General features: G+C 64.1%; 20 protein-coding genes. 10 read left to right on the forward strand and 10 right to left on the reverse strand.

All coding sequences use genetic code 11. The features are described 5' to 3' along the window. Positions 1 to 283: 283 nt before the first annotated feature. Positions 284 to 2242 (reverse strand): acetoacetate--CoA ligase, encoded by a 1959-nt coding sequence (locus tag BSQ44_RS19405; RefSeq protein ID WP_072606765.1) that lies wholly within the window; start codon positions 2240 to 2242, stop codon positions 284 to 286. 177 nt (positions 2243 to 2419) lie between these two features. On the opposite strand from BSQ44_RS19405, the gene BSQ44_RS19410 reads away from it, so the two are divergent. Next, positions 2420 to 4255, forward strand: coding sequence for an AsmA family protein (locus tag BSQ44_RS19410; RefSeq protein WP_072606766.1), 1836 nt, complete (start codon positions 2420 to 2422; stop codon positions 4253 to 4255). Between the two features lie 136 nt (positions 4256 to 4391). Beyond that, entirely contained in the window at positions 4392 to 4634 is a 243-nt protein-coding gene (locus tag BSQ44_RS19415; protein WP_072606767.1) for a DUF6460 domain-containing protein, read from the forward strand. 9 nt (positions 4635 to 4643) lie between these two features. On the opposite strand, the gene BSQ44_RS19420 is transcribed toward BSQ44_RS19415, so the two are convergent. The 7 genes from BSQ44_RS19420 to BSQ44_RS19450 form a co-directional block, all read right to left on the reverse strand. Continuing rightward, on the reverse strand, positions 4644 to 5462 hold the full coding sequence (locus BSQ44_RS19420; protein ID WP_072606768.1) for an ABC transporter permease subunit: 819 nt from the start codon (positions 5460 to 5462) through the stop codon (positions 4644 to 4646). Between the two features lie 10 nt (positions 5463 to 5472). Beyond that, positions 5473 to 6441, reverse strand: coding sequence for an ABC transporter permease subunit (locus BSQ44_RS19425; protein ID WP_072606769.1), 969 nt, complete (start codon positions 6439 to 6441; stop codon positions 5473 to 5475). Between the two features lie 4 nt (positions 6442 to 6445). After that, complete coding sequence (locus BSQ44_RS19430; RefSeq protein WP_072606770.1) at positions 6446 to 7588, reverse strand: ABC transporter ATP-binding protein; 1143 nt, start codon at positions 7586 to 7588, stop codon at positions 6446 to 6448. Between the two features lie 74 nt (positions 7589 to 7662). After that, complete coding sequence (locus BSQ44_RS19435; RefSeq protein ID WP_072606771.1) at positions 7663 to 8754, reverse strand: polyamine ABC transporter substrate-binding protein; 1092 nt, start codon at positions 8752 to 8754, stop codon at positions 7663 to 7665. 124 nt (positions 8755 to 8878) lie between these two features. Further along, entirely contained in the window at positions 8879 to 10237 is a 1359-nt protein-coding gene (locus tag BSQ44_RS19440; RefSeq protein ID WP_072608167.1) for a glutamine synthetase family protein, read from the reverse strand. 192 nt (positions 10238 to 10429) lie between these two features. Further along, complete coding sequence (locus BSQ44_RS19445; protein ID WP_072606772.1) at positions 10430 to 11377, reverse strand: DMT family transporter; 948 nt, start codon at positions 11375 to 11377, stop codon at positions 10430 to 10432. Positions 11378 to 11496: 119 nt separating this feature from the next. Continuing rightward, a complete protein-coding gene (locus BSQ44_RS19450) occupies positions 11497 to 11778 on the reverse strand; it encodes an acylphosphatase (protein WP_072606773.1) in 282 nt (93 codons plus the stop codon). Between the two features lie 92 nt (positions 11779 to 11870). Here BSQ44_RS19450 and BSQ44_RS19455 point away from each other — a divergent pair, with 92 nt between their 5' ends. Next, positions 11871 to 12845: an NADPH:quinone reductase gene (locus BSQ44_RS19455; RefSeq protein ID WP_072606774.1), complete on the forward strand. Its 975-nt coding sequence runs from the start codon at positions 11871 to 11873 to the stop codon at positions 12843 to 12845. A gap of 30 nt (positions 12846 to 12875) precedes the next feature. On the opposite strand, the gene BSQ44_RS19460 is transcribed toward BSQ44_RS19455, so the two are convergent. Both BSQ44_RS19460 and BSQ44_RS19465 read right to left on the reverse strand, forming a co-directional pair. Next, complete coding sequence (locus tag BSQ44_RS19460; protein ID WP_072606775.1) at positions 12876 to 13157, reverse strand: DUF2218 domain-containing protein; 282 nt, start codon at positions 13155 to 13157, stop codon at positions 12876 to 12878. Positions 13158 to 13251: 94 nt separating this feature from the next. Continuing rightward, positions 13252 to 14700 carry a helix-turn-helix domain-containing protein gene (locus BSQ44_RS19465; RefSeq protein WP_072606776.1) on the reverse strand — a complete coding sequence of 483 codons (1449 nt, stop codon included), beginning with the start codon at positions 14698 to 14700 and terminating at the stop codon, positions 13252 to 13254. A gap of 218 nt (positions 14701 to 14918) precedes the next feature. On the opposite strand from BSQ44_RS19465, the gene aceA reads away from it, so the two are divergent. From aceA to BSQ44_RS19500, 7 genes are all read left to right on the forward strand, one after another. Beyond that, entirely contained in the window at positions 14919 to 16208 is a 1290-nt protein-coding gene (gene aceA / locus BSQ44_RS19470; protein ID WP_072606777.1) for an isocitrate lyase, read from the forward strand. A gap of 55 nt (positions 16209 to 16263) precedes the next feature. Further along, entirely contained in the window at positions 16264 to 16503 is a 240-nt protein-coding gene (locus tag BSQ44_RS19475; RefSeq protein WP_072606778.1) for an SMc00767 family acetate metabolism repressor, read from the forward strand. 362 nt (positions 16504 to 16865) lie between these two features. Further along, positions 16866 to 17291 carry a response regulator gene (locus BSQ44_RS19480; protein WP_072606779.1) on the forward strand — a complete coding sequence of 142 codons (426 nt, stop codon included), beginning with the start codon at positions 16866 to 16868 and terminating at the stop codon, positions 17289 to 17291. A gap of 66 nt (positions 17292 to 17357) precedes the next feature. Continuing rightward, complete coding sequence (locus BSQ44_RS19485) at positions 17358 to 18791, forward strand: glutamine synthetase family protein (RefSeq protein WP_072606780.1); 1434 nt, start codon at positions 17358 to 17360, stop codon at positions 18789 to 18791. Positions 18792 to 18824: 33 nt separating this feature from the next. Further along, entirely contained in the window at positions 18825 to 19061 is a 237-nt protein-coding gene (locus BSQ44_RS19490) for a hypothetical protein (protein WP_072606781.1), read from the forward strand. Next, a complete protein-coding gene (locus BSQ44_RS19495) occupies positions 19061 to 19348 on the forward strand; it encodes a type II toxin-antitoxin system RelE/ParE family toxin (RefSeq protein WP_072608168.1) in 288 nt (95 codons plus the stop codon). Before BSQ44_RS19490 ends, BSQ44_RS19495 begins: the two co-directional genes overlap by 1 nt. 7 nt (positions 19349 to 19355) lie before the next feature. Beyond that, positions 19356 to 20642 (forward strand): NAD(P)/FAD-dependent oxidoreductase, encoded by a 1287-nt coding sequence (locus BSQ44_RS19500; RefSeq protein WP_072606782.1) that lies wholly within the window; start codon positions 19356 to 19358, stop codon positions 20640 to 20642. Positions 20643 to 20687 lie beyond the last annotated feature (45 nt).

Here is a 20687-nt window from a genome sequence, read left to right on the forward strand (position 1 = left end):
CTATGCATGTCTTTGTCCCGAAACCGGTTCCCACTTTCCGGAGACATGCTCAAAAAAAAGAGGCGCCCGCGAGGGCGCCTCAGGATCTGGAATTGCTGTCACAACGAGGACTTGAGTGAAACGACGGACCCGCGGGGGGCTTGGGATTTCTCCCTCAAGTTACGCACGAATATCGGGGCTATCTCTTAACAAAACCTTACCAGGTTAAGGACAGGTTTACGGGAGTGTCCCAGACGTCAAACTTAGGTAAATTTCGCATTCGCCAATCGTTAACCACCACGATTCAACTCCTGAGTGCCTCGACGTCCCGGAAAAGATCGAGCGCCTCGGGGTTTGCCAGCGCCTCCTTGTTCTTGACCGCACGGCCGTGCACGACGTCGCGAACCGCGAGCTCGGTGATCTTGCCCGATTTGGTCCGGGGGATATCGCTGACCGCGACGATCTTCGCCGGAACGTGGCGCGGACTGGCGCCCGTGCGGATCTTCGCCTTGATCCGTTTTTCGAGATCCGCCTCGAGTTCGACGCCGGGCGCGAGCCGCACGAACAGGACGACGCGCACGTCGTCGTCCCAGTCCTGCCCGATGCAGATGGCCTCGACCACCTCTTCCATCTGCTCGACCTGGTTGTAGATCTCGGCGGTGCCGATCCGCACGCCGCCGGGGTTCAGCGTGGCGTCCGACCGTCCGTAGATGATGAAGCCGTCATGCTCGGTCAGTTCGGCGAAATCGCCGTGACACCACACATTGTCGAAACGGTCGAAGTAGGCGGAATGGTACTTCGCTCCGTCGGGATCGTTCCAGAACATTACCGGCATGGACGGGAACGGCCGCGTGCAGACGAGTTCGCCCTTTTCCTGTCGCACCTGCTTGCCGTCGTCGTTCCAGACCTCGACGGCCATGCCGAGACCGGCTCCCTGGATCTCCCCGCTCCAGACGGGTCGCGTCGGGATGCCGAGCACGAAGCACGAGACAATGTCGGTGCCGCCGGAGATAGACGCGAGATGCACGTCCTTCTTGATGCCCGAATAGACGAACTCGAACCCCTCCGGCGAGAGCGGAGACCCGGTAGACGAGACCACCCGCACGGACGACAGGTCGTGCGAGTTTATCGGCTCGAGCCCCGATTTGCGGACCGCGTCGATGAACTTCGCAGACGTGCCGAAATAGGTCATCTTCTCGGCCTGGGCGAAATCGAAGATCGCGTTGCCGTCGGGATGGAAAGGCGAGCCGTCGTAGAGCAGAAGGGTCGCGCCCGAAGCGAGCCCCGAAACAAGCCAGTTCCACATCATCCAACCGCAGGTCGTGAAGTAGAAGAAGCGGTCGCCGTCCTGGATGCCGGCATGCAGCCGCTGCTCCTTCACATGCTGGAGCAGCGTTCCGCCGGCGGAATGGACGATGCATTTCGGAATGCCGGTCGTGCCCGACGAGAACAGGATGTAGAGCGGATGCGCGAACGGCAGGCGTTCGAAGGAAGGCTCTCCCGCGTCATGGCGGGAAATGGCCGACGCGAAGGTTTCCGCGCCGCGCACCTGCCGTGCGACATCCTCGGCTTGGCCGAGGTAGTCGACCACAAGCGTCTTGCGCACGGTCGGAAGTTTGTCGACGACCTTCGCGACCTTTTCGCCGACATCGATGCGCTTGCCCGCATACCAGTAGCCGTCGACGGTGACGAAGATCACCGGCTCGATCTGGCCGAACCTGTCCAGAACACCCTGCTCGCCGAAATCGGGAGAGCAGGATGACCAGATCGCGCCGATGGAGGCGGCGGCCAGCATGGCGGCGATCGTCTCGGGCATATTGGGCATCATCGCGGCCACGCGGTCTCCGGCCTTCACGCCTTCGGCCCGGAACACCTGCTGCAACTGCGAGACCATCGCCCGCAATTCGTCCCAGCAGACGCGGCGTTCCACCTTGTCCTCGCCCCGGAAAACCAGCGCGTCCGATGGTCCGTTCTTGCGCAGGAGGTTCTCGGCGAAGTTCAGACGCGCGTCCGGAAAGAAGGACGCGCCGGGCATTCGATCTCCGTCAACGAGGACCCGTTCGCCCTGTTCACCGACGACGCCGCAGAATTGCCATACCAGTTTCCAAAAACCCTCACGGTCTGTTACAGACCAGTCATGAAGTTGTTCATAGCTGGTGATCGTGCGCCCGGACTGCTTGGATGCCTCCTGCATGAATGCCATCATGGGCGAGCGTTGAATTTCTTCGAACGAGGGTGACCAGAGCGGTTCGGACCGGGGCATTGAGGTTCTCCAGATATGCCGTGGGTTTATGCATAGTGCGCCGCGGCAGGGCAAGACGGCGTTTCGAGGCTGCCAACACGTGGCCGCAAATGGCTGAGATGCGGGTCGTCCGCTAGCCGGAAGCATGCCAACGGCGAAAGTCGCCGTGTGCGCGTAAGTGTTTTTTGACGAGGCAGCATGCCATCCACGACGGCACGACGAAGCATCTGGATCATCGCGGGTCTCGCGGTCGTGCTTCTTGCCGTCGTCGTCTCGATTCCGTTCGTCGCATCCACGCAGATCGTGCGAAACCGCATCGCGCACGAGTTGAGCGAATGGAGCGGCTACCGGGTGATCCTTCGTGGCGCGCCGCGCATCCGCGTCTGGCCTGCTTTCGAGGCCGACCTGCAGGATGTCGCCTTCCTCGAATGGGGCACCAGCGATGCGCCTGCCATCCTGCAGGCGGACCGCATCGAGATAGACCTGTCGGCGATCGCGGCCCTGCGCGGCGACATCGCCTTTTCCGAGATCACCGTGCTGCGTCCGGTACTGCGGGTCGCCGCCTCCCCCGACGGCATCGTTCTGCCCGCCGCGCCCGGCGGAAGCAGGATGGTGCGCGCCATCAACACCGCACGGGCGCTGGTCGACGCCAATCCGGCCGAGCCCGACATTTCCATGATGCCATCCGACGCGTTCGGCACCATCGAGTTCACGGACGGCCGCGTGCTGCTCGTGGAAGGGGAGGGAGAGCGCGAGATCCTCTCCAGCATCACCGGCCGAGCCGCCTGGCCCGCGCTCAACCGCTCGGGCAACCTCGCGGCCAACGCGATCTGGCGCGGCGAGGCCCTGACGATCGACATCTCCGCGCAGCAGCCGCTGGCGCTCTTTGCCGGCGGCAACTCGCGCGTGACGGCCTCGCTGGCGTCGGCGCCGCTGACCGGTAGCTTCGATGGTCTGGCGACCGTCTCGAAGAGCGGCTTCGTCGACGGGACCGTCAAGCTCTCCTCCCCCTCGCTCCGGCGGGCGCTGGAATGGTCCAAGACCGATATCCAGCCCGGAGCGGCGGTCGGATCGGCTTCGATCTCCGGCCGCCTCATCGGCGATTCGCTTCGGATGAAGATCGAGGACGCGCAACTGGCTCTCGGTGGACATCCCGGCAACGGCCTCCTGGAGTTCTCGCTGGCGAACGGCATCCCGGCGGTCTCGGGAACCCTCGCGTTCCAGTCCTTCGATGCCTACTCCTTCATCTCCGCCTTCATCCGCCTGCCGGGAGACGGTGCGCGCTGGTCGGACGAAATGGATGTGGCCTTCACCCGGCAGGTAAACCTCGACCTGCGCCTCTCGGCTGCGAACGCGGTCGTCGGTCCCGTGACGATGACGGATGTCGCGGCGACCGCCCAGGTGAAGGATGGGCTCGCCGCCTTCGATATCTCCGATGCGACGATCTTCGGCGGCACGCTCCAGACCGGCTTTCGGATCGACACGCAGGCCGACCACAACGGTACGGAAGTGAGGATGCTAGCCAGCGACATCGACTTGCAGGCCGCGGCAAGTGCGATCGGGTCGATCCTCCCGCTGCCCAAGAGCAAGGGCACGATCTCGGTCGCGCTGAAAGGCCCGAAATCCAGCTGGGAGCAACTCGCCCAAACGCTCAGCGGAACCGTCTCGCTAAAACTCGGTCCCGGCAGTCTCGAGGGCCTCGACCTCTCAGCGTTCATCGCGCGCGCCGAACAAGGCGGTTTCTTCGCGTTGAACGAGGTTCCCGCTGGCGTCATTCCGTTCGAGTCGGCCGAGTTCCGCGCTGCCGTGTCCGGCGGAACGGCCCGGCTCGAACTCGCAAGGGCGACGCTGCCGGAAAAGACCGTCTCGTTCACCGGCATCATTCCGTATGTCGGGCACGGGCTGGCGCTTTCCGGCCTGATCTCGTCGAAGGAGTCCGCCGCGCCCAAGCAGGCGCCCGCCTCCTTTTTCGTCGGCGGTTCGTGGGATGCACCCTTCGTATCACCCATCATTCGGTCTTTTCCGATCGAATGATTGGCGGAACTACCGCCGCAATTTTCAAAAATACCGCGAATCGCTATAGGCTTCCGCGACCATCGGCGCGATTGAACGATCGCTCCACGCGCGCGGCAACGGAACCCGTACGTGGATTTGTCTCAAAGGGGCGAGATTGCTGCGTCTGGCTTCGGCAACGTTGAAGATCATCTTCGTGTCGCTGATCACCGGCGCGGGGCTTTCGGCGCTGGACGTCACCGCTGCGGACATCCTGATGGAAATGGGCCTGACACCGGAGAACGTGCTCGCGCTTCTCGAACGTGGGGTCTCATGGGCAGTGCCGAACATCGTGCTCGGCTCGATGGTCATCGTGCCCGTATGGCTCGTGATCTACCTGCTGAAACCACCGAGAGGCTGAACGGCGCGATCAGTTCCGCTGCGCCGCCTGTTCGTCGCGCTGGCGCTGGACTTCGCGGCTCTTGTTGACGATGGACGCGACCAGAACGCCTGTGGCGACGACCGCGATCAGCAGCGTGCACGCGGCGTTGATCTCGGGCGTGACGCCGAGCCGCACCTGGCTGTAGATCTTCATCGGCAGCGTCGTCGCCCCTGGTCCGGAGGTGAAGCTCGCGATCACCAAGTCGTCGAGCGACAGCGTGAAGGCGAGCATCCAGCCGGAGATGATGGCGGGCAGGATGACCGGCAGGGTGATGGCGAAGAAAGTCTTCACCGGCGTCGCCCCGAGGTCCATCGCCGCCTCTTCCAGCGACCGGTCGAAGGTGATCAGGCGCGACTGCACCACCACCGCCACGAAGCACATCGAGAAGGTGATGTGCGCAAGCGTCACGGTGACGAAGCCGCGGTCGAAACCGATCGCGACGAAGAGCAGCAGCAGCGACAGACCGGTTATCACCTCGGGCATGACCAGCGGCGCGAACACCATGCCCGAAAACAGGACGCGGCCGCGGAAGCGTGTGTAGCGGGTAAGCGCGAGTGCGGCGAGCGTGCCGAGCACCGTTGCGAAGCTCGCCGAGATGAAGCCGACGCGGGCCGTCACCCAGGCCGCGTCGATCAGGCCCTGGTTGCGGAACAGTTCCCCGTACCATTTCGTCGAGAACCCGGCCCATACCGTGACGAGCTTGGACTCGTTGAAGGAGAAGATGATGAGCAGAACGATCGGCAGATAGAGGAAGGCGAATCCGAGGACGACCGAGGCGATGTTGAAGCGGGACCACGTGGTGTTCATCGCGGCGCCCTCACCTGCCCTTTTCCTGCGCGCGCGCCTGCGCCTGCTGGAACAGCATGATCGGCACGACGAGCAGCAGGAGCAGGATCACGGCCACCGCCGAGGAGACCGGCCAGTCGCGGTTGTTGAAGAACTCGTTCCACAGCGTCTTGCCGATCATCAGCGTCTGCGACCCTCCGAGCAGGTCGGGGATGACGAACTCGCCCATTGCCGGGATAAAGACCAGCATCGAACCGGCCACGACGCCCGGCAGCGCCAGTGGAAAGGTGATCTTCCAGAAGGCCGAGATCGGTGGGCAGCCGAGGTCCTGCGCCGCCTCGATCAGCGAATAGTCCATCTTCTCCAGCGCCGAGTAGAGCGGCAGCACCATGAAGGGGAGATAGGAGTAGACGATGCCGATGTAGATCGCCGTGTGGGTGTTGAGGATGAGCAGCGGCTCGTCGATGATACCGGTCCACATCAGGAACTGGTTGAGGAGGCCTTCGGGCTTCAGGATGCCGATCCAGGCGTAGACACGGATCAGGAAGCTCGTCCAGAACGGCAGGATCACCAGCATCAAGAGCGTCGGGCGCAACGAGGTCGGTGCGCGCGCCATGCCGTAGGCGATGGGGAAGCCGATGGCCAGCGTGAGCACGGTCGAGACCGCGGCGATCACGATGCTCGAGACGTAGGCGTTGAAATAGAGCGCGTCCCCGGTCAGCCATAGGTAGTTGTCGAGGGTCAGCTCGCCGAGATTGGCGAAGAAACCCGAAATGCCATCCTCCAGTCCGAAAACCGGCAGGTAGGGCGGCATGGCGATAGCCGTGGTTGACAGCGAAATCTTGAAGACGATCAGGAAAGGGACGAGGAAGAAGACGACGAGCCAGAGATAGGGGACGAGGATGACGAGGCGGTTGCCGATCGCCCTGCCGATCCCTCCCGCGGTCGGAGCCGCCGCGCTGTCCGATCCGATCCCGTCCGATACGCTCGACTGTGCCATCGCCCTACCGCGTCAGGACGACGCCGGCGTCCGGCGTAAAGGAAATCCAGGCACGGTCGTTCCAGCTCAGCTGGTCGTCGGTGAGGCGGGCGCTGTTGAGGGCGCTCGCCTTGACGACCTGCCCATCGGCCAGACGAACATGGTAGACGGTCATGTCGCCGAGATAGGCCAGGTCGAAGATCTCGCCCTCCATGACATTGGGCGTGCCCTCGGCAGGCGGGCGCGGCGAGACCTTGATCTTCTCCGGCCGTATGGCAAAGGCGATTTCGCCGGTGCCGACATGATCGGGCGCGTTCTCCACCAGGATCTGCGCACCGCTCGCCCCGGTGATCCGCAGGTTCGAACCCTCGCGCCCCGCCACGCTGCCTTCAAGCAGGTTCACGGTTCCGACGAAACCGGCCACGAAGCGCGAGGCCGGTGCCTCGTAGACCTCGGCCGGTGTCGCCACCTGCATCACCTCGCCCTTGTCGAGGATGGCGATGCGGTCGGCCATGGTCATGGCCTCCTCCTGGTCGTGCGTCACGACCACGAAGGTGAGGCCGAGATTCTGCTGCAGGTCCATCAGCTCGAACTGGGTTTCCTCGCGCAGCTTCTTGTCGAGCGCGCCGAGCGGCTCGTCCAGCAGCAGCACCTTCGGCCGCTTGGCAACGGAGCGGGCGAGCGCCACGCGCTGGCGCTGTCCGCCGGAAAGCTGATGCGGCTTGCGCTTGGCGAAGGCCTCGAGCTTGACCAGCTTCAGCATCTCGGCCACCCGCTCGGCGATCTGCGCCTTGGGCATTCCGTCCTGCTTGAGCCCGAAGGCGACGTTCTGCTCCACGCTCATGTGGGGGAACAGCGCGTAGGACTGGAACATCATGTTGACCGGACGGCGGTAGGGCGGGATGCCGCGCAGGTCCTGCCCGTCGAGCAGGATGCGCCCCGACGTCGGCTCCTCGAAGCCGGCGAGCATCCTGAGCAGCGTGGACTTGCCGCAGCCGGAAGCGCCGAGCAGGGCGAAGAACTCACGCTCGTAGATTTCAAGCGAGAGGTTGTTGACGGCGGTGAAGTCGCCGAACCGCTTGGTAATGTTTTCGAAGGAAATGTAGGGCTTGCCGGCCGGATCGGCCCACGGCGCGAAGCTTCTGCGAATGCTGCCGAGCGATTTCATGGGTTCCCCAGATTGCGCGCTTGCCCCGAAAGCGAAACCCCCGGCGCTTGCGCCAGGGGCTGGTTGAGCAGGATCTATTGGCCGGTCACGACCCTCGTCCATATCCGCGTCACCAGGCGCTGCGTTCTCGCGTCCAGCGGGACCGTGGTGAAGAGGTTGTTCAGGGTCTCCTCGTCCGGATAGACTGCCGGATCGCCGATCACCTCTTCGTCCAGGAGTTCCTGCGAGGCCTTATTGCCGTTGGCGTAATAGACATAGTTCGAAGCCTTGGCGATCACGTCCGCCCGCATGATGTAGTTCAAGAACTCGTGCGCTTCCTCGACATGCGGCGCATCGGCGGGGACGGCCATCTGGTCAAACCACATCTGGGCGCCTTCCTTCGGGATCGAGTAGTCGATGGCCACGCCCTGATCGGCCTCGGCGGCGCGGTCCCGTGCCTGGAACATGTCACCCGACCATCCGACGGCCAGGCAGATGTCGCCGTTGGCGAGCGCGTTGATGTACTCGGACGAGTGGAACTTGCGGATGGAGGGCCGGATGCTCAGCAGCAGTTCCTCCGCCTTCCCGAGTTCGTCCGGATCTGTCGTGTTCGGGTCGAGGCCGAGATAGTTGAGCGCGGCCGGGATCATCTCGGCCGGCGCGTCGAGCATGTAGACGCCGCAGTCGGCGAGCTTGGCCAGCTTCTCCGGATCGAACACCACGTCCCAGCTGTCGATCTTCTCGATGCCGAGCGCATCCTGCACCTTGTTGACGTTGTAGCCGATGCCGGTGGTGCCCCACATGTAGTTGATCGAGTAGTCGTTGCCCGGATCGTACTTCTCGGTGCGACTGGCGATGACGTCCCACATGTTCGACAGGTTCGACAGCTTGGACTTGTCGAGCTTCTGGAAGACGCCTGCCTGGATCTGGCGGGCAAGGAAGGTTCCGGTTGGCACCACGACGTCGTAGCCGGTGCCGCCGGCGAGCAGTTTGGTCTCGAGAATCTCGTTGGAATCGAAGACGTCGTAGACGACCTTGATGCCGGTCTCCTTGGTGAACTCCTCCAGGATGGAATCGTCGATGTAGTCCGACCAGTTGTAGACATTGACGACGCGGTCCTGCGCGTGCGCGGAGTAGGTCAGCGCCGCGAGCGACGTCGCGGCCAGCAGATAGCCCCATCTGTTCATAATGTCGTTCTCCTCTGTTGCCCCGTTTCCCGGCTCGCCTGGCAGAGTCCCTTCGGCCGGGTATGATTGGAAAGCCTATTGGCGTTTTTGCAATGCGACAAGCGGCAAATTCCCAGCCTGCCGCTCAAAGGTAGGTCGAGCGCTCCAGAGGCGTGATCTCGCTCCAGAAAGCCATGATTTCCGCGCGCTTGAGGTCACGATAGACCTTGGCGAGAAGCGGTCCGAGAGCGCGGTCCACGAAGCCGCTCTTTGCCGCCAATTGGAGCGCGTCGTCCATGTCGTCCGGCAGCGAGAGACCGTCCTCGTCGTAGGCGTTTCCTTCCACGGGCGGCGGCGGCGTCAGCCCGCCTTCGATGCCCTCCACCATGCCCTGGATGAGTGCTGCCATCACGAGGTAGGGATTGGCGTCGGCCCCGGCGATCCGGTGTTCGACGCGGCGGTTGGACTCGTTGGAAACCGGTATGCGCAGCGCCACCGAGCGGTTGTTCTCGGCCCACACCGCGCGTGTCGGCGCATAGGAGCCCGGCGTGATGCGACGGAAGCCGTTCCAGGTGTTGATGAACAGGAGCAGCGATTCCGGCATCGTCAGGAGCAGGCCGGCGACCGCCGATTCCAGCGTCTTGCGGCCGTTCGGACCGGCGAAGACGTTCTTTCCGTCGGGCCCGAGGATGGATGCATGTACGTGCATGCCGTTGCCCGCATACTCCAGGAACGGCTTTGCCATGAACGTCGCCTGAAGACCGTGCGCCCGGGCGCAGCCGGTCACGATGCGTCTGAGCATGATGACGTCGTCGGCGGCGCGTAGCGGATCCCCGCGATGCTTCAGGTTGACCTCGAACTGCCCGGGTGCGGCTTCCTTGATGATCGTGTCGATCGGCAGGCGCTGCTCGTCGGCGGCGTCGCGGATCATGTCGAAGAGTTCGGCATGCTCGGCCAGATCGTCCAGTCCGTACATGCGCAGGCGGTCCGGGCCAGCGACCGCCCCCACCGGACCGGGCATGCCGTCATCCCAGTCGATCTCGGGATCGAGCAGGTAGAATTCGAGCTCGAAGGCGACGACGGGGAAGAACCCCTTCGCGTTCGCTTCCGCGACCTTCTTCTTCAGCACCTGCCGGGGGTCGGCCAGATAGGGCTCGCCCTCCGGCGTGAACGTCTGGAGCAGGACCTGCGCGGTCTTTCGCTTCGCCCATGGAACGATCGAGAGAGACCCTCGCGTTGCGCGGCAGTAGCCGTCCTTGTCGCCGGTCTCGATGTGGAGCCCGGTCTCGCTGACCTCCCTGCCCCACACGTCCAGTCCATGGAGCGACATGGGGAAGTTGACGCCCTCCTGGAACGCCTTCTTCAGCGCGTCTCCCGGCGCCCATTTCCCGCGGATGACGCCGTTGGGGTCGACGAGCAGGAATTCCACCGCCTCGATGTCGGGGTGTTTCGCGATGAAGGCGCGGTATTCGTTCTCGTGGTCGGGAGAGATGAAGGAGGAAATCTCGTCGTCCCCTGGGGAAGCGGTCCCGTCGTCAGGGGCGTCTGCCGTGGCGCGAGTGTCGGGGAGCGGTTTTGTACCGGCGAGCACGGCACCGGGATCCGAGAAGGGCAAGATGAGCCTGTGTGTTTGTTTCCGATGACCTAAGCTGCCCTTCCCCTCACAAGCTTGTCAATGCTCGGCCCGATGGCTTCGTCAGTTCGGCGACGGCATGCCGGTGACCCCCGGCTTGGCGGGACGGCTCTGCCGGTGGAACTCGATTCCGATGTGGACGAGGAGCGCGGCGAAGACCACGCTGCCGCCCAGGATCGTGCGCGACGACGGCAGTTCGCCATGGATGAGCCAGACCCATACCGGGCCGAGCAGCGTCTCGAACGTGCCGAGCAGCGCGGCATAGGCTGCCGGAATCAGCCTCGCGCCGGTTGCGAAGAGCGCCAGTCCCAGCCCGAGGTTCAGCGCGCCGAAGGCGAAGAGGAATCCCATGTCCGATCCCGAGACGGCGAGCGACCCCGCCTGCGTGAAGGCGAAGGCCGCCGCGATCACCGTTCCCAGGCAGGTCGCCGGCGTCATGCGAACATGGGCGTAGCGGCGGGTGATGACGGTTGCGACGGAGAAGACCACGGCGATCAGCACCGCCAGCCCGTCGCCGATCGGAGAGACGTTTCCGTCCAGCGAATCCGAGACCATCACCGCGACACCGATGATGACGGCCGCGATCGCCGCCCAGGTGGAGCGGGAGACACGTTCGCCGAAGAGCAGGAAGGCAAGCAGAGCCGCGATCAACGGTACGCCGGCTTGCATGAGCAGGATGTTCGCCACGGTCGTATAGGAGAGCGCCACGACGAACGACGTCGAGGCTATGGCGAAGCAACAGGCGACCGCCAGACCCGGTATGCCCATCGACCGGAACAGCGCCGCCATGCCGCGAGCGCCGTCGCGCCACAACATGAAGCCGACCAGGAAAGCAGCCGCCCAGGCCGACCGCCAGAAGACGGTGGTCCACGGGTCCGCGTTCTCGACGAAACGCCCGATGGCGCCTCCGAAACTCCAGGCGAGCGCCGACAGGAAGACGAGCAGAAGCCCGATGCGCTCCTCGCGCGCCGGCTGCGTCGATAAGGCAGGGAAAGGTTGCGCACGAGCCATTCGAACACCGAAGCCAGGAACATCAGGCGGAAGCATGATCGCCAGGCCGCGGCTAGCGCCAGCGGCGGTACGCACGTGATCCAGACGGACTGGCTTTGTTAGCTATCAGTCCGGTTGGATCAGCGCAGGATTTCGAAACCGGACGGAGTATCGCCATTGTCGTCTTCCTCTACCTCCACATGCTCGACGCGGGCGCCGGGTGGTCCGTGCCGCAGGCGTTCGAGCATCCGGCCGACGGCATCCTCCGATCCGTGCAGCAGTGCCTGCACCGAGCCGTCGTCCTCGTTGCGGACCCAGCCGGTTATCCCGAGCTTCCGCGCCTCCTGCTGCGTCCACCAGCGGAAACCCACGCCCTGCACGTGGCCCGCGACGCGCACTCTCACCGTCCTGACATCAGACATCGCTCTTCTCCTCGATTTCGAACCTGTCGTCCTGTGGCGGTCGAGGCAAGCCCCCTGTAAGAAGGCATATCGAACGAAGACGGAGGAACGCGATGAAGGCGGCATGGTACGAGGCTAACGGCGCGGCGCGCGACGTGCTCACGGTGGACGAGATCGAGACGCCGGTGCCCGGGCCGGGCGAAGTGCGCGTCCGCCTGAAGACGTCCGGCGCCAACCCCTCCGACGTGAAGAGCCGCCGCGGCCGGCCGATGGTCGCGCCCCGCATCATCCCCCACTCCGATGGCGCCGGCGTCATCGACCAGGTCGGCGAAGGGGTCCCCGATGCCCGCGTCGGAGAGCGCGTCTGGATATGGAACGGCCAGTGGAAACGCGCCTTCGGCACGGCCGCCGAATACATCGTGGTGCCCGCTGAACAGGCGGTGAAGCTGCCCGACAACACCGGCTTCGACGCCGGCGCCTGCTTCGGCATACCGGCGCTGACCGCCATCCACGGCGTGACGCTGGCGGGCGCCGCGCCGGGCAAGACCATCCTCATCACAGGTGGCGCCGCCGCGGTCGGCCACTACGCCACCCAGATTGCCGTCCAGCGCGGCGCCCGTGTCATAGCAACCGCTTCGAAGGAGCGGGCGGATCACGCGCGCTCGGCCGGCGCGGCCGAGGTCATCGACTACAAGAACGAGGACGTCGCCGCGCGCGTGAAGGAACTGACCGGCGGCAAGGGGGCGGACGCCATCCTCGACATGGACCTTTCCACCACCGCGCCGCTCCTGCCGCAGGGCGTGCTGGGGCAGTACGGCAAGCTCGTCTGCTACGGGTCGAATGTTGCCGCCGACATCCCCGTCTCCTTCACGGCCGGTCTCTGGGGCAGCCTTACGATCCAGTTCTACCTGGTCTACGAACTCAGGCCGGAAGAGCGCCGCGCGGCGATCGCCGACCTGACCTGGATGCTCGAGGCCGGGACGCTGAAGCACACGATCGGCGCCCGCTTTCCGCTCGACGACATCGCCGCTGCCCACGAGGCGGTCGAGGGAGGCAAGGTGATCGGAAACGTGATGGTGGATATGTAGGAGCGTAGCGGACGAAGCCGCGTGACGCTGCTACGACCATTGGAACGAAAGCGGCGCCTCCCGAAAGGCGAAACGGTCGAGATGGCTCTGCACGACACCCTCGATGCGATCGCGGATCCCATCGTCGGCCGCTTCCACCGTCACCGAAAGAGCCTCCCCGCTCGCCGACATGGAGACCACCGCATCCTGGAAGCGTACCGTCCCGGCCCGCTCGTCGAACGCCACTTCGAGCTTGTGGCTCCAGTGCTTGCACAGTTGCTGCAGGTAGCGCGAGGCGTTGGCGGTCGGAACATGGGCGGTGGCAGTGGACATGCGGCGCTCCCGATGCATTCAATTGATATGTTGACTTCGTCAGTCATAATATCACGCCGCGACAGCTGTGCAACTGCGCCGACCTTGATGCTCTTCACCTGAAATCGAACGCGCTCAGCCCCGTCACCATCTCGTCGAGCCCCAGCGGACGCGTCACCGGGGGCTCGGCGCGGGCGAGGCAGCCGGAGCGTTCGCACAGGCGGCAGGCCGGACCGATCGGAATGGCCGGCACGTGACCCGGCTTGTCGCCGCGCGACGGGGACGTACCTGCCAGTGCCGCGGAATAGACGATCTCGTCCCGAAAGCCGATGTCGCATCCGAGCAGGATAGCGGTGCGGCGGGGCCGCTCCGAGAAGGCGCCCTGCGGCCCTTCCAGCGTGCGCGCGATGGTCAGGAATTCCGCCCCGTCCGGCATCTCCACCGCTTCGACGAGAACCTGGCCCGGCTGCGTGAAGGCGGCATGAACGGCAAGCTTGGGGCACCCTCCCCCGAAGCGGCTTTGCGGAAAGCCCTGCGCACCGGCCCGGCGAAAGCGGTTCCCCGCATTGTCGATCTCCAGCATGAAGAAGGGAACGCCCGCAGCGCCCGACTTCTGCAGCGTGGTGATGCGGTTTGCCGCCTGCTCGAACGACACGCCGAAGCGAGAGCGGAGCACGTCGAGATCGTAACGCGAACGCTGCGCGGCGGCGAGGAACGCCTGATAGGGCATCATCAGTGCGTGCGCGGCATAGCGGCCGATCTCGAACCGCGCCAGCCGGCGCGCCTCGTCGGATGAGAGTTTCAGCGCCTGTATCTCACCCGCCACCGCCACGTTCATCCGGAGAAGGCAGGCCTCCATCGCGATCTCGCGCAACTGGTCGAAGGGCGACAGGCGCTCCGATATGAACAGCCGCTGCGAATGTCGGTCGTAGCGGCGCCGCCAGTTCGGCATGGTGGCGACGGGCAGCACGCGCACCACGATGCCGTGCTCGCGCTTCAGCCAGCCCTTGAGCGCGACGATCAGGTCCTCGCCGAGGTCGAACAGCGCATGGAAGGCCTCGACCTCTTCCTCGATCGCGGAAAAATGGTTGGCGCGCCGCTCGAAGGTTTCCCGCACCTCGTCGATCGGCAGACGGGCGCCCGACAGCGCAGTCGCCCGCCCTTCGCGGGCGAGCAGTTCGGTCAGGTCCGACAGCCTCTCGGCCTGTTCGCGGTAGGCGCGGAAGAGCTTCACCATGGCCGCCGAGGCGTTCGGCGCCGCCTCCGCGATCTCGATCAGTTCCTGGTCGCCGGGCAGTTCTCCCGCAAGCAGCGGATCGGCGAACACTTCCTTCAGCGCCGCGATCGAGCCGCCGGACTGCGCCTGCAACTCCTCGGGGTCGATCCTATAGACCGAGGCGAGCTTGAGGATCAGCTGGACGGTGAGAGGCCGCTGGTTGCGCTCGATCAGGTTGAGGTAGGACGGCGAGATGCCGAGGCCTTCCGCCATGGCGGTCTGCGTCAGGCCCTTGGCATTGCGGATACGCCGGATCCGCGGCCCGGCGAAAATCTTCTGTTCGGCCATTCCGCCTGCCTTTACCGGGTTTTACAAGATCGTGACTTTGACACTTTTGACAAATTTACAGGAGCGGAGTGTCAATCACAAGACAGCTTCACCCGAATTCCTTGAACGAAATAGCGGTTTTCCTAGTTCTCCGCTGCATCGCAATGTAAACGATGTCGCAGCGGCTTCGGCGTTCTGACCGCCATGGTCCGCACGCGAAGAAACATTCGGAGAGTATGATGACTGATTTTTACAACCTCGTTCCCTCGGCACCTGAAGGCCGGTATGACGGCATAGAGCGCCCCTACTCGCCCGAGGATGTGAAGCGCCTGCGCGGCTCTGTTCAGATCAAGTACTCGCTGGCCGAGATGGGCGCCAACCGGCTGTGGAAGCTCATCCACGAGGAGGACTTCGTCAACGCACTCGGCGCGCTCTCCGGCAACCAGGCCATGCAGATGGTCCGCGCCGGCCTGAAGGCGATCTATCTCTCCGGCTGGCAGGTCGCGGCAGACGCCAACACGGCGTCCGCGATGTATCCCGACCAGTCGCTTTACCCGGCGAACGCGGGTCCCGAACTCGCCAAGCGCATCAACAAGACGCTGCAGCGGGCCGATCAGATCGAAACCTCTGAGGGCAATGGCCTTTCCGTCGACACCTGGTTCGCCCCGATCGTCGCCGATGCCGAGGCGGGCTTCGGCGGGCCGCTCAATTCGTTCGAGCTCATGAAGGCCTACATCGAGGCAGGTGCTGCAGGCGTCCACTACGAGGACCAGCTTGCCTCCGAAAAGAAGTGCGGCCATCTCGGCGGTAAGGTGCTGATCCCGACGGCGGCGCACATCCGCAACCTCAACGCCGCTCGGCTCGCCGCCGACGTGATGGGCGTGCCGACGCTGGTCGTCGCCCGTACGGACGCAGAGGCTGCCAAGCTTCTCACCTCGGACATCGACGAGAACGACAAGCCGTTCGTCGACTACGATGCCGGCCGCACCGCGGAGGGCTTCTACAACGTCAAGAACGGCCTGGAGCCGTGCATCGCGCGCGCCGTCGCGTATGCTCCCTTCTGCGACCTGATCTGGTGCGAGACGTCGAAGCCCGACCTGGAGCAGGCGAAGAAGTTCGCCGAAGGCGTGCGCAAGCATCACCCGGACAAGCTGCTCGCCTACAACTGCTCGCCGTCCTTCAACTGGAAGAAGAACCTGGACGACGCGACCATCGCGAAGTTCCAACGCGAGCTCGGCGCGATGGGCTACAAGTTCCAGTTCATCACGCTGGCCGGCTTCCACCAGTTGAACTACGGCATGTTCGAACTCGCCCGTGGCTACAAGGAACGCCAGATGGCGGCGTACTCCGAACTCCAGGAAGCCGAATTCGCCTCCGAGGCGAACGGCTACACGGCGACCAAGCACCAGCGCGAGGTCGGCACCGGTTACTTCGACGCGGTCTCCATGGCGATCACCGGCGGCACCTCGTCGACGACAGCCATGAAGGAATCGACCGAGCACGACCAGTTCCGGCCGGCCGCCGAATAGCTTTCAAAACAAGAGGAAACGCCCGAAGGGCACAAGGATCGACAGGAGAAGTAAGATGGCTCCCAACACCCGCGTCAAGGAACGTGCCGAGGAACAGTCCTCCACCATGAGTGCCGACCAGCAGGCGACGATCCGCATGGTGGCGAACGACCTGCACCGCCTCAACCAGTCCGTGATGAAAGCGGTGGAATCGGGTGTATCGGTGGAACTCGTGCGCTCCGCCCGCCATCACGGCGGCAATGGAAACTGGGGCGATCTGCTGATCCCCGTGATCGTGACGCAAGGCCAGGCCTGATATCGGTCGCCGCTTCGCGGTAACCGCCATGAAGATGAAAAAGCCGTTCGCCACCTGGCGGGCGGCTTTTTCATGTGGAAAGGATGGGAGACCGACCGTCAATGGTCAAATGTTAGCGACTTTTTCGCAAAACTCGTGAACTTCGGCGCATGCTTTGAGAATCGGCCTTGGAACATGTGGTTTGTCGACCGTCGAGAGAGTTCGCTATTGTTCGGTCCGGTAAGCTCAATCAATGAGTGTAGCGGATATGGCGCGATTTCCTACTTGCCCGGCCACGACCTCGCCACGTAGATTTCGGGTTCATCAACCCTGAATTGTGCGATCGCCTGATGATCGCGGATCAAGAAAGCCGAAAGCGCGGAATGTTCGAAAACAGGGAAGACAGGAAGGTGAACGCGCCCCAGGTTCTGGTGGTGGGGAACTCGTCGGTCAATTGCATTGTGGTGTCCCGCGTGGTCGAGCGCATGGGCCTGAAGGTGCGAACGGAGCGGCCCGAAAGCGCCGCCCTGGCTCTCCGGGAAACCAGCCCCGCCATCGTCATTCTGGATGGCGGCGCGGACAATCGGGACTGCGACGGGCTGCTCGGAGATCTTCAAAAAAGCCGGGAGGCCACCGAAGGCGCCTTGCCGGCCGTCATCCTGCTTTCCACCGCCAACATCAGACCCGACACCCTGGCGGCGCCTGCGGTGGACATGGTGATCTCGAAACCGCTGACCGTGGATCGTTTGCAGCCGGCCATCGATGCTCTGCGCGCTCGCAACGGCGACTTTGCCCGGAAAAGCGGCTAAAGTGTTTCCTTCCGATAGTGGCAATGTCTATAGTCATGTCATTGCTTGATTTTATCCCGGTGATTGATGCCTCCCGAAAAGAAGGAAGCCAGGTCGGCTGGACGCGGTAAGCGCGTCCGCACGCCGGCATTCGTGAAGAATCTGCGCGGCGTGAAGAACTGGAAGGAAGCGCAGACCTGGCTCGAGTGGCGCGGCATCGAGGATATCGAATGCATAACGCCGGACCAGGCCGGCGTGGCACGCGGCAAGATGATGCCGTCCAAGAAGTTCACTTCCAACACGTCGCTGGCGCTTCCCTCGGCGGTCTTCATGACGACGATCACCGGCGGCTACCCAGAGGACGGCAACGGCTTCGCCTATCCCAAGGACGATGGCGACCTGAAGCTCGTCCCCGATCTGTCGACGCTCTCCGCCGTCCCCTGGGAATCCGACCCGACGGCGCAAGTCATCTGCGACCTGGTCCATCAGGACGGGCGCAACGTCGAGTTCACGCCCCGCAACGTCCTGCGCCGTGTGGTGGCGGCCTATGAGCGTCGCGGGCTCAAGCCCGTCGTCGCCCCGGAGATCGAGTTCTATCTCGTGCGCAAGAACCCCGACCCGGATTATCCGCTGACACCACCGGTCGGGCGCTCGGGCCGCCCCATCGGCGGCGGACAAGGGTATTCGATCGCCGGCGTCAACGAGTTCGACGAACTGATCGACGACATCTACCACTTCTCCGAAGGGCAAGGGCTCGAGATCGATACCCTGATCCACGAGGAGGGGGCGGGACAGCTCGAGATCAACCTGCGTCACGGGGACCCGGTCGAGCTCGCGGACCAGGTCTTCATCTTCAAGCGCACGATCCGCGAGGCCGCCCTCAAGCACGAGACCTATGCGACGTTCATGGCCAAGCCGATCCAGGGCCAACCCGGGTCGGCCATGCACATCCACCAGTCCATCATCGACAGGAAGACCGGACGGAACATCTTCACCTCCGAGGACGGAGGGGAATCGGACGCGTTCCTCCACTTCATCGGCGGCATGCAGCAGCACATGCCGAACGCGCTGGTGATGATGGCGCCCTACGTGAACTCCTACCGACGCCTTACCCAGTCGGCCTCCGCGCCCGTCAACACCAAATGGGGCTACGATAACCGCACCACCGCTTTCCGCATCCCCCGGTCGGATCCCGGCGCGCGCCGCGTCGAGAACCGCATCCCCTCCTCCGACGCGAATCCCTATCTGGCACTCGCCGGTTCGCTTGCATGCGGGCTTGCCGGCATCATAGCGGGCACGAAGCCGGAACTGCCTGTCGATACCAGCGCCAACGAGGACGAAATCGATCTGCCGCGCGGGCTTCTCGAGGCGGTCGGCCGCTTCGAAACCGATACGGCCCTGCGCGACATTCTCGGCGATGCCTTCGTCTCGACCTACGCCGCCATCAAGAAGGCGGAGTTCGAGACGTTCATGGAGGTGATCTCTCCGTGGGAGCGGGAGTTCCTGCTGTTGAACGTGTAGACTCGGAAGGTAGATGAGATCGATGAGGATGCCATGACGGTCGAGTTGCAGATTTCGCCCCAACTTCGCGGACGCATCGCCGACATCGCGCGCCGCTCGGGCCTATCCGAAACCCAGGTGGTGGCGGACGCGCTCGAGAACGGACATTCGCTGGATTGGCAAGAGACCTTCCTGGACAAGATTGCCGCTGGCCTCGAAGCGGCAGACCGGGGCGACTTTGCCACCCGCGAAGAGATAGAAAGGGTTCGCAAGCGCTACCGCGCCTCGTGATGAACGTTCTCTGGACCCGCCCATCTCTCGCCGATATCGAAGAAGTGCAGGACTTCATCGCGGCGGAGAACCCGGCAGCGGCACACCGGCTGGTCGACGAACTCTTCGAACGGACGGAAAGGCTCCTGTCGCACAACCCGCATGCGGGACGGATCGGACGAGTGAGCGGTACGCGCGAACTCGTCCTGTCGGGAACAGCATTCATTGTCGCCTACCGGGTCACGACCCGTGTGGAGATATTGGCGGTGGTACATTCGGCACGCGACTGGCCTCGAGAATTCACGTAGAACACACATGACCTACATCTCCCCCATTTCCCCCGGTTTCTCCTGGTATGAAGACACCGTCGGCGAACGTCCCGAGTATCCGTCGCTCGAAGGCGATGTAACGGCGGACGTCGTGATCGTCGGCGGCGGCTTCACGGGACTTTCAGCCGCGGCTCATCTGGCCAAGGCCGGGGTCAACGTCGTCCTTATCGAGGCGTATCGCTTCGGCGACGGTGCGTCGGGGCGCAATGGTGGCCAGCTCGGCACCGGCCAGCGCGCGGGCGCGGAGGAGATGGAGGCGGAGTACGGCTTCGAACGCGCCAAGGCGCTCTTCGACCTCGCCGAGGAGGCCAAGGCGCACCTCCTGGAGTTTGCCGAGACCAACGCCATCGAGATCGACTTCCGACCCGGCCACCTCAATGTGACCCACAAGAAGCGGGAACTGCCGGAGTTCGAGGAACACGCCGAGGCGATGACGGCCCGTTTCGGCTATCCGCACCTGTCGATGATGGACGCGGGCGAGACCGCCGAGCGTGTCGGCTCCACGCAGTATGTCGGCGGCGTGCGCGACACCGGGACCGGCCATATCCACCCGCTGAAGCTGGTGGTGGGAACCGCGCGGGTTGCCGGCGCCGCCGGCGCGAAGCTCTTCGAGAACACCAAATCGACGGGCATCACGTCGAATGGCGGCAAGATCCGTGTCGGGACGGAGCGCGGCAGCATCACGGCCGACAAATGCCTCATCGCCACCAATGCCTATGGCGCCGACCTCGAACCCGTCAGCGCCGCCCACATCATGCCCATCGGCTCCTTCATCGGCGCCACGGTGCCTCTTGGAGACGACAGCCCCGTGCTGCCCGGGGGGGAGTCTGCTTCCGATTCGCGCTTCGTGGTGCGCTATTTCCGCAAGTCTCCCGACGGACGGCTCCTCTTCGGCGGGCGGGAAATCTATGCTGTGGACGATCCTAAGGATATCTCCATCCACATCCGGCGGCAGATCGCCGAGATCTATCCCGCGCTGAAGGATGTCGAGATCACCCATGCGTGGGGCGGCTATGTGGGCATCACCATGCCGCGAAAGCCCTTCGTGCGCGAGGTGATGCCGAACGTGATTTCCTCCGGCGGCTATTCGGGCCACGGGGTGATGCTCTCCAATTTCACCGGCAAGCTCTATGCCGAGGCGGTCGCCGGCAATCGCGATCGCCTGAAACTGATCGAGGACATGAAGATCCCGCCCTTCCCCGGCGGCCGCCGGTTCCGTGCACCGCTGCTTTTCCTGGCGCTCAACTGGTACGCGTTGCGCGACCGGATCTGACGCCGACAGGACCTGCCGGAGACTTGATCTTCATCAACGACTCGA

Origin of the sequence: Aquibium oceanicum (assembly GCF_001889605.1) — a bacterium.
Classification (GTDB): Bacteria; Pseudomonadota; Alphaproteobacteria; order Rhizobiales; family Rhizobiaceae; genus Aquibium; species Aquibium oceanicum.

Bases quoted from the DNA above. Each gene is read 5' to 3' on its own strand.
- BSQ44_RS19405 (WP_072606765.1), bottom strand. From the start codon at position 2,242: ATGCCCCGGTCCGAACCGCTCTGGTCACCCTCGTTCGAAGAAATTCAA.
- BSQ44_RS19410 (WP_072606766.1), top strand. From the start codon at position 2,420: ATGCCATCCACGACGGCACGACGAAGCATCTGGATCATCGCGGGTCTC.
- BSQ44_RS19420 (WP_072606768.1), bottom strand. From the start codon at position 5,462: ATGAACACCACGTGGTCCCGCTTCAACATCGCCTCGGTCGTCCTCGGA.
- BSQ44_RS19425 (WP_072606769.1), bottom strand. From the start codon at position 6,441: ATGGCACAGTCGAGCGTATCGGACGGGATCGGATCGGACAGCGCGGCG.
- BSQ44_RS19430 (WP_072606770.1), bottom strand. From the start codon at position 7,588: ATGAAATCGCTCGGCAGCATTCGCAGAAGCTTCGCGCCGTGGGCCGAT.
- BSQ44_RS19435 (WP_072606771.1), bottom strand. From the start codon at position 8,754: ATGAACAGATGGGGCTATCTGCTGGCCGCGACGTCGCTCGCGGCGCTG.
- BSQ44_RS19445 (WP_072606772.1), bottom strand. From the start codon at position 11,377: ATGGCTCGTGCGCAACCTTTCCCTGCCTTATCGACGCAGCCGGCGCGC.
- BSQ44_RS19450 (WP_072606773.1), bottom strand. From the start codon at position 11,778: ATGTCTGATGTCAGGACGGTGAGAGTGCGCGTCGCGGGCCACGTGCAG.
- BSQ44_RS19455 (WP_072606774.1), top strand. From the start codon at position 11,871: ATGAAGGCGGCATGGTACGAGGCTAACGGCGCGGCGCGCGACGTGCTC.
- BSQ44_RS19460 (WP_072606775.1), bottom strand. From the start codon at position 13,157: ATGTCCACTGCCACCGCCCATGTTCCGACCGCCAACGCCTCGCGCTAC.
- BSQ44_RS19465 (WP_072606776.1), bottom strand. From the start codon at position 14,700: ATGGCCGAACAGAAGATTTTCGCCGGGCCGCGGATCCGGCGTATCCGC.
- aceA (WP_072606777.1), top strand. From the start codon at position 14,919: ATGACTGATTTTTACAACCTCGTTCCCTCGGCACCTGAAGGCCGGTAT.
- BSQ44_RS19475 (WP_072606778.1), top strand. From the start codon at position 16,264: ATGGCTCCCAACACCCGCGTCAAGGAACGTGCCGAGGAACAGTCCTCC.
- BSQ44_RS19480 (WP_072606779.1), top strand. From the start codon at position 16,866: ATGTTCGAAAACAGGGAAGACAGGAAGGTGAACGCGCCCCAGGTTCTG.
- BSQ44_RS19485 (WP_072606780.1), top strand. From the start codon at position 17,358: ATGCCTCCCGAAAAGAAGGAAGCCAGGTCGGCTGGACGCGGTAAGCGC.
- BSQ44_RS19490 (WP_072606781.1), top strand. From the start codon at position 18,825: ATGACGGTCGAGTTGCAGATTTCGCCCCAACTTCGCGGACGCATCGCC.
- BSQ44_RS19495 (WP_072608168.1), top strand. From the start codon at position 19,061: ATGAACGTTCTCTGGACCCGCCCATCTCTCGCCGATATCGAAGAAGTG.
- BSQ44_RS19500 (WP_072606782.1), top strand. From the start codon at position 19,356: ATGACCTACATCTCCCCCATTTCCCCCGGTTTCTCCTGGTATGAAGAC.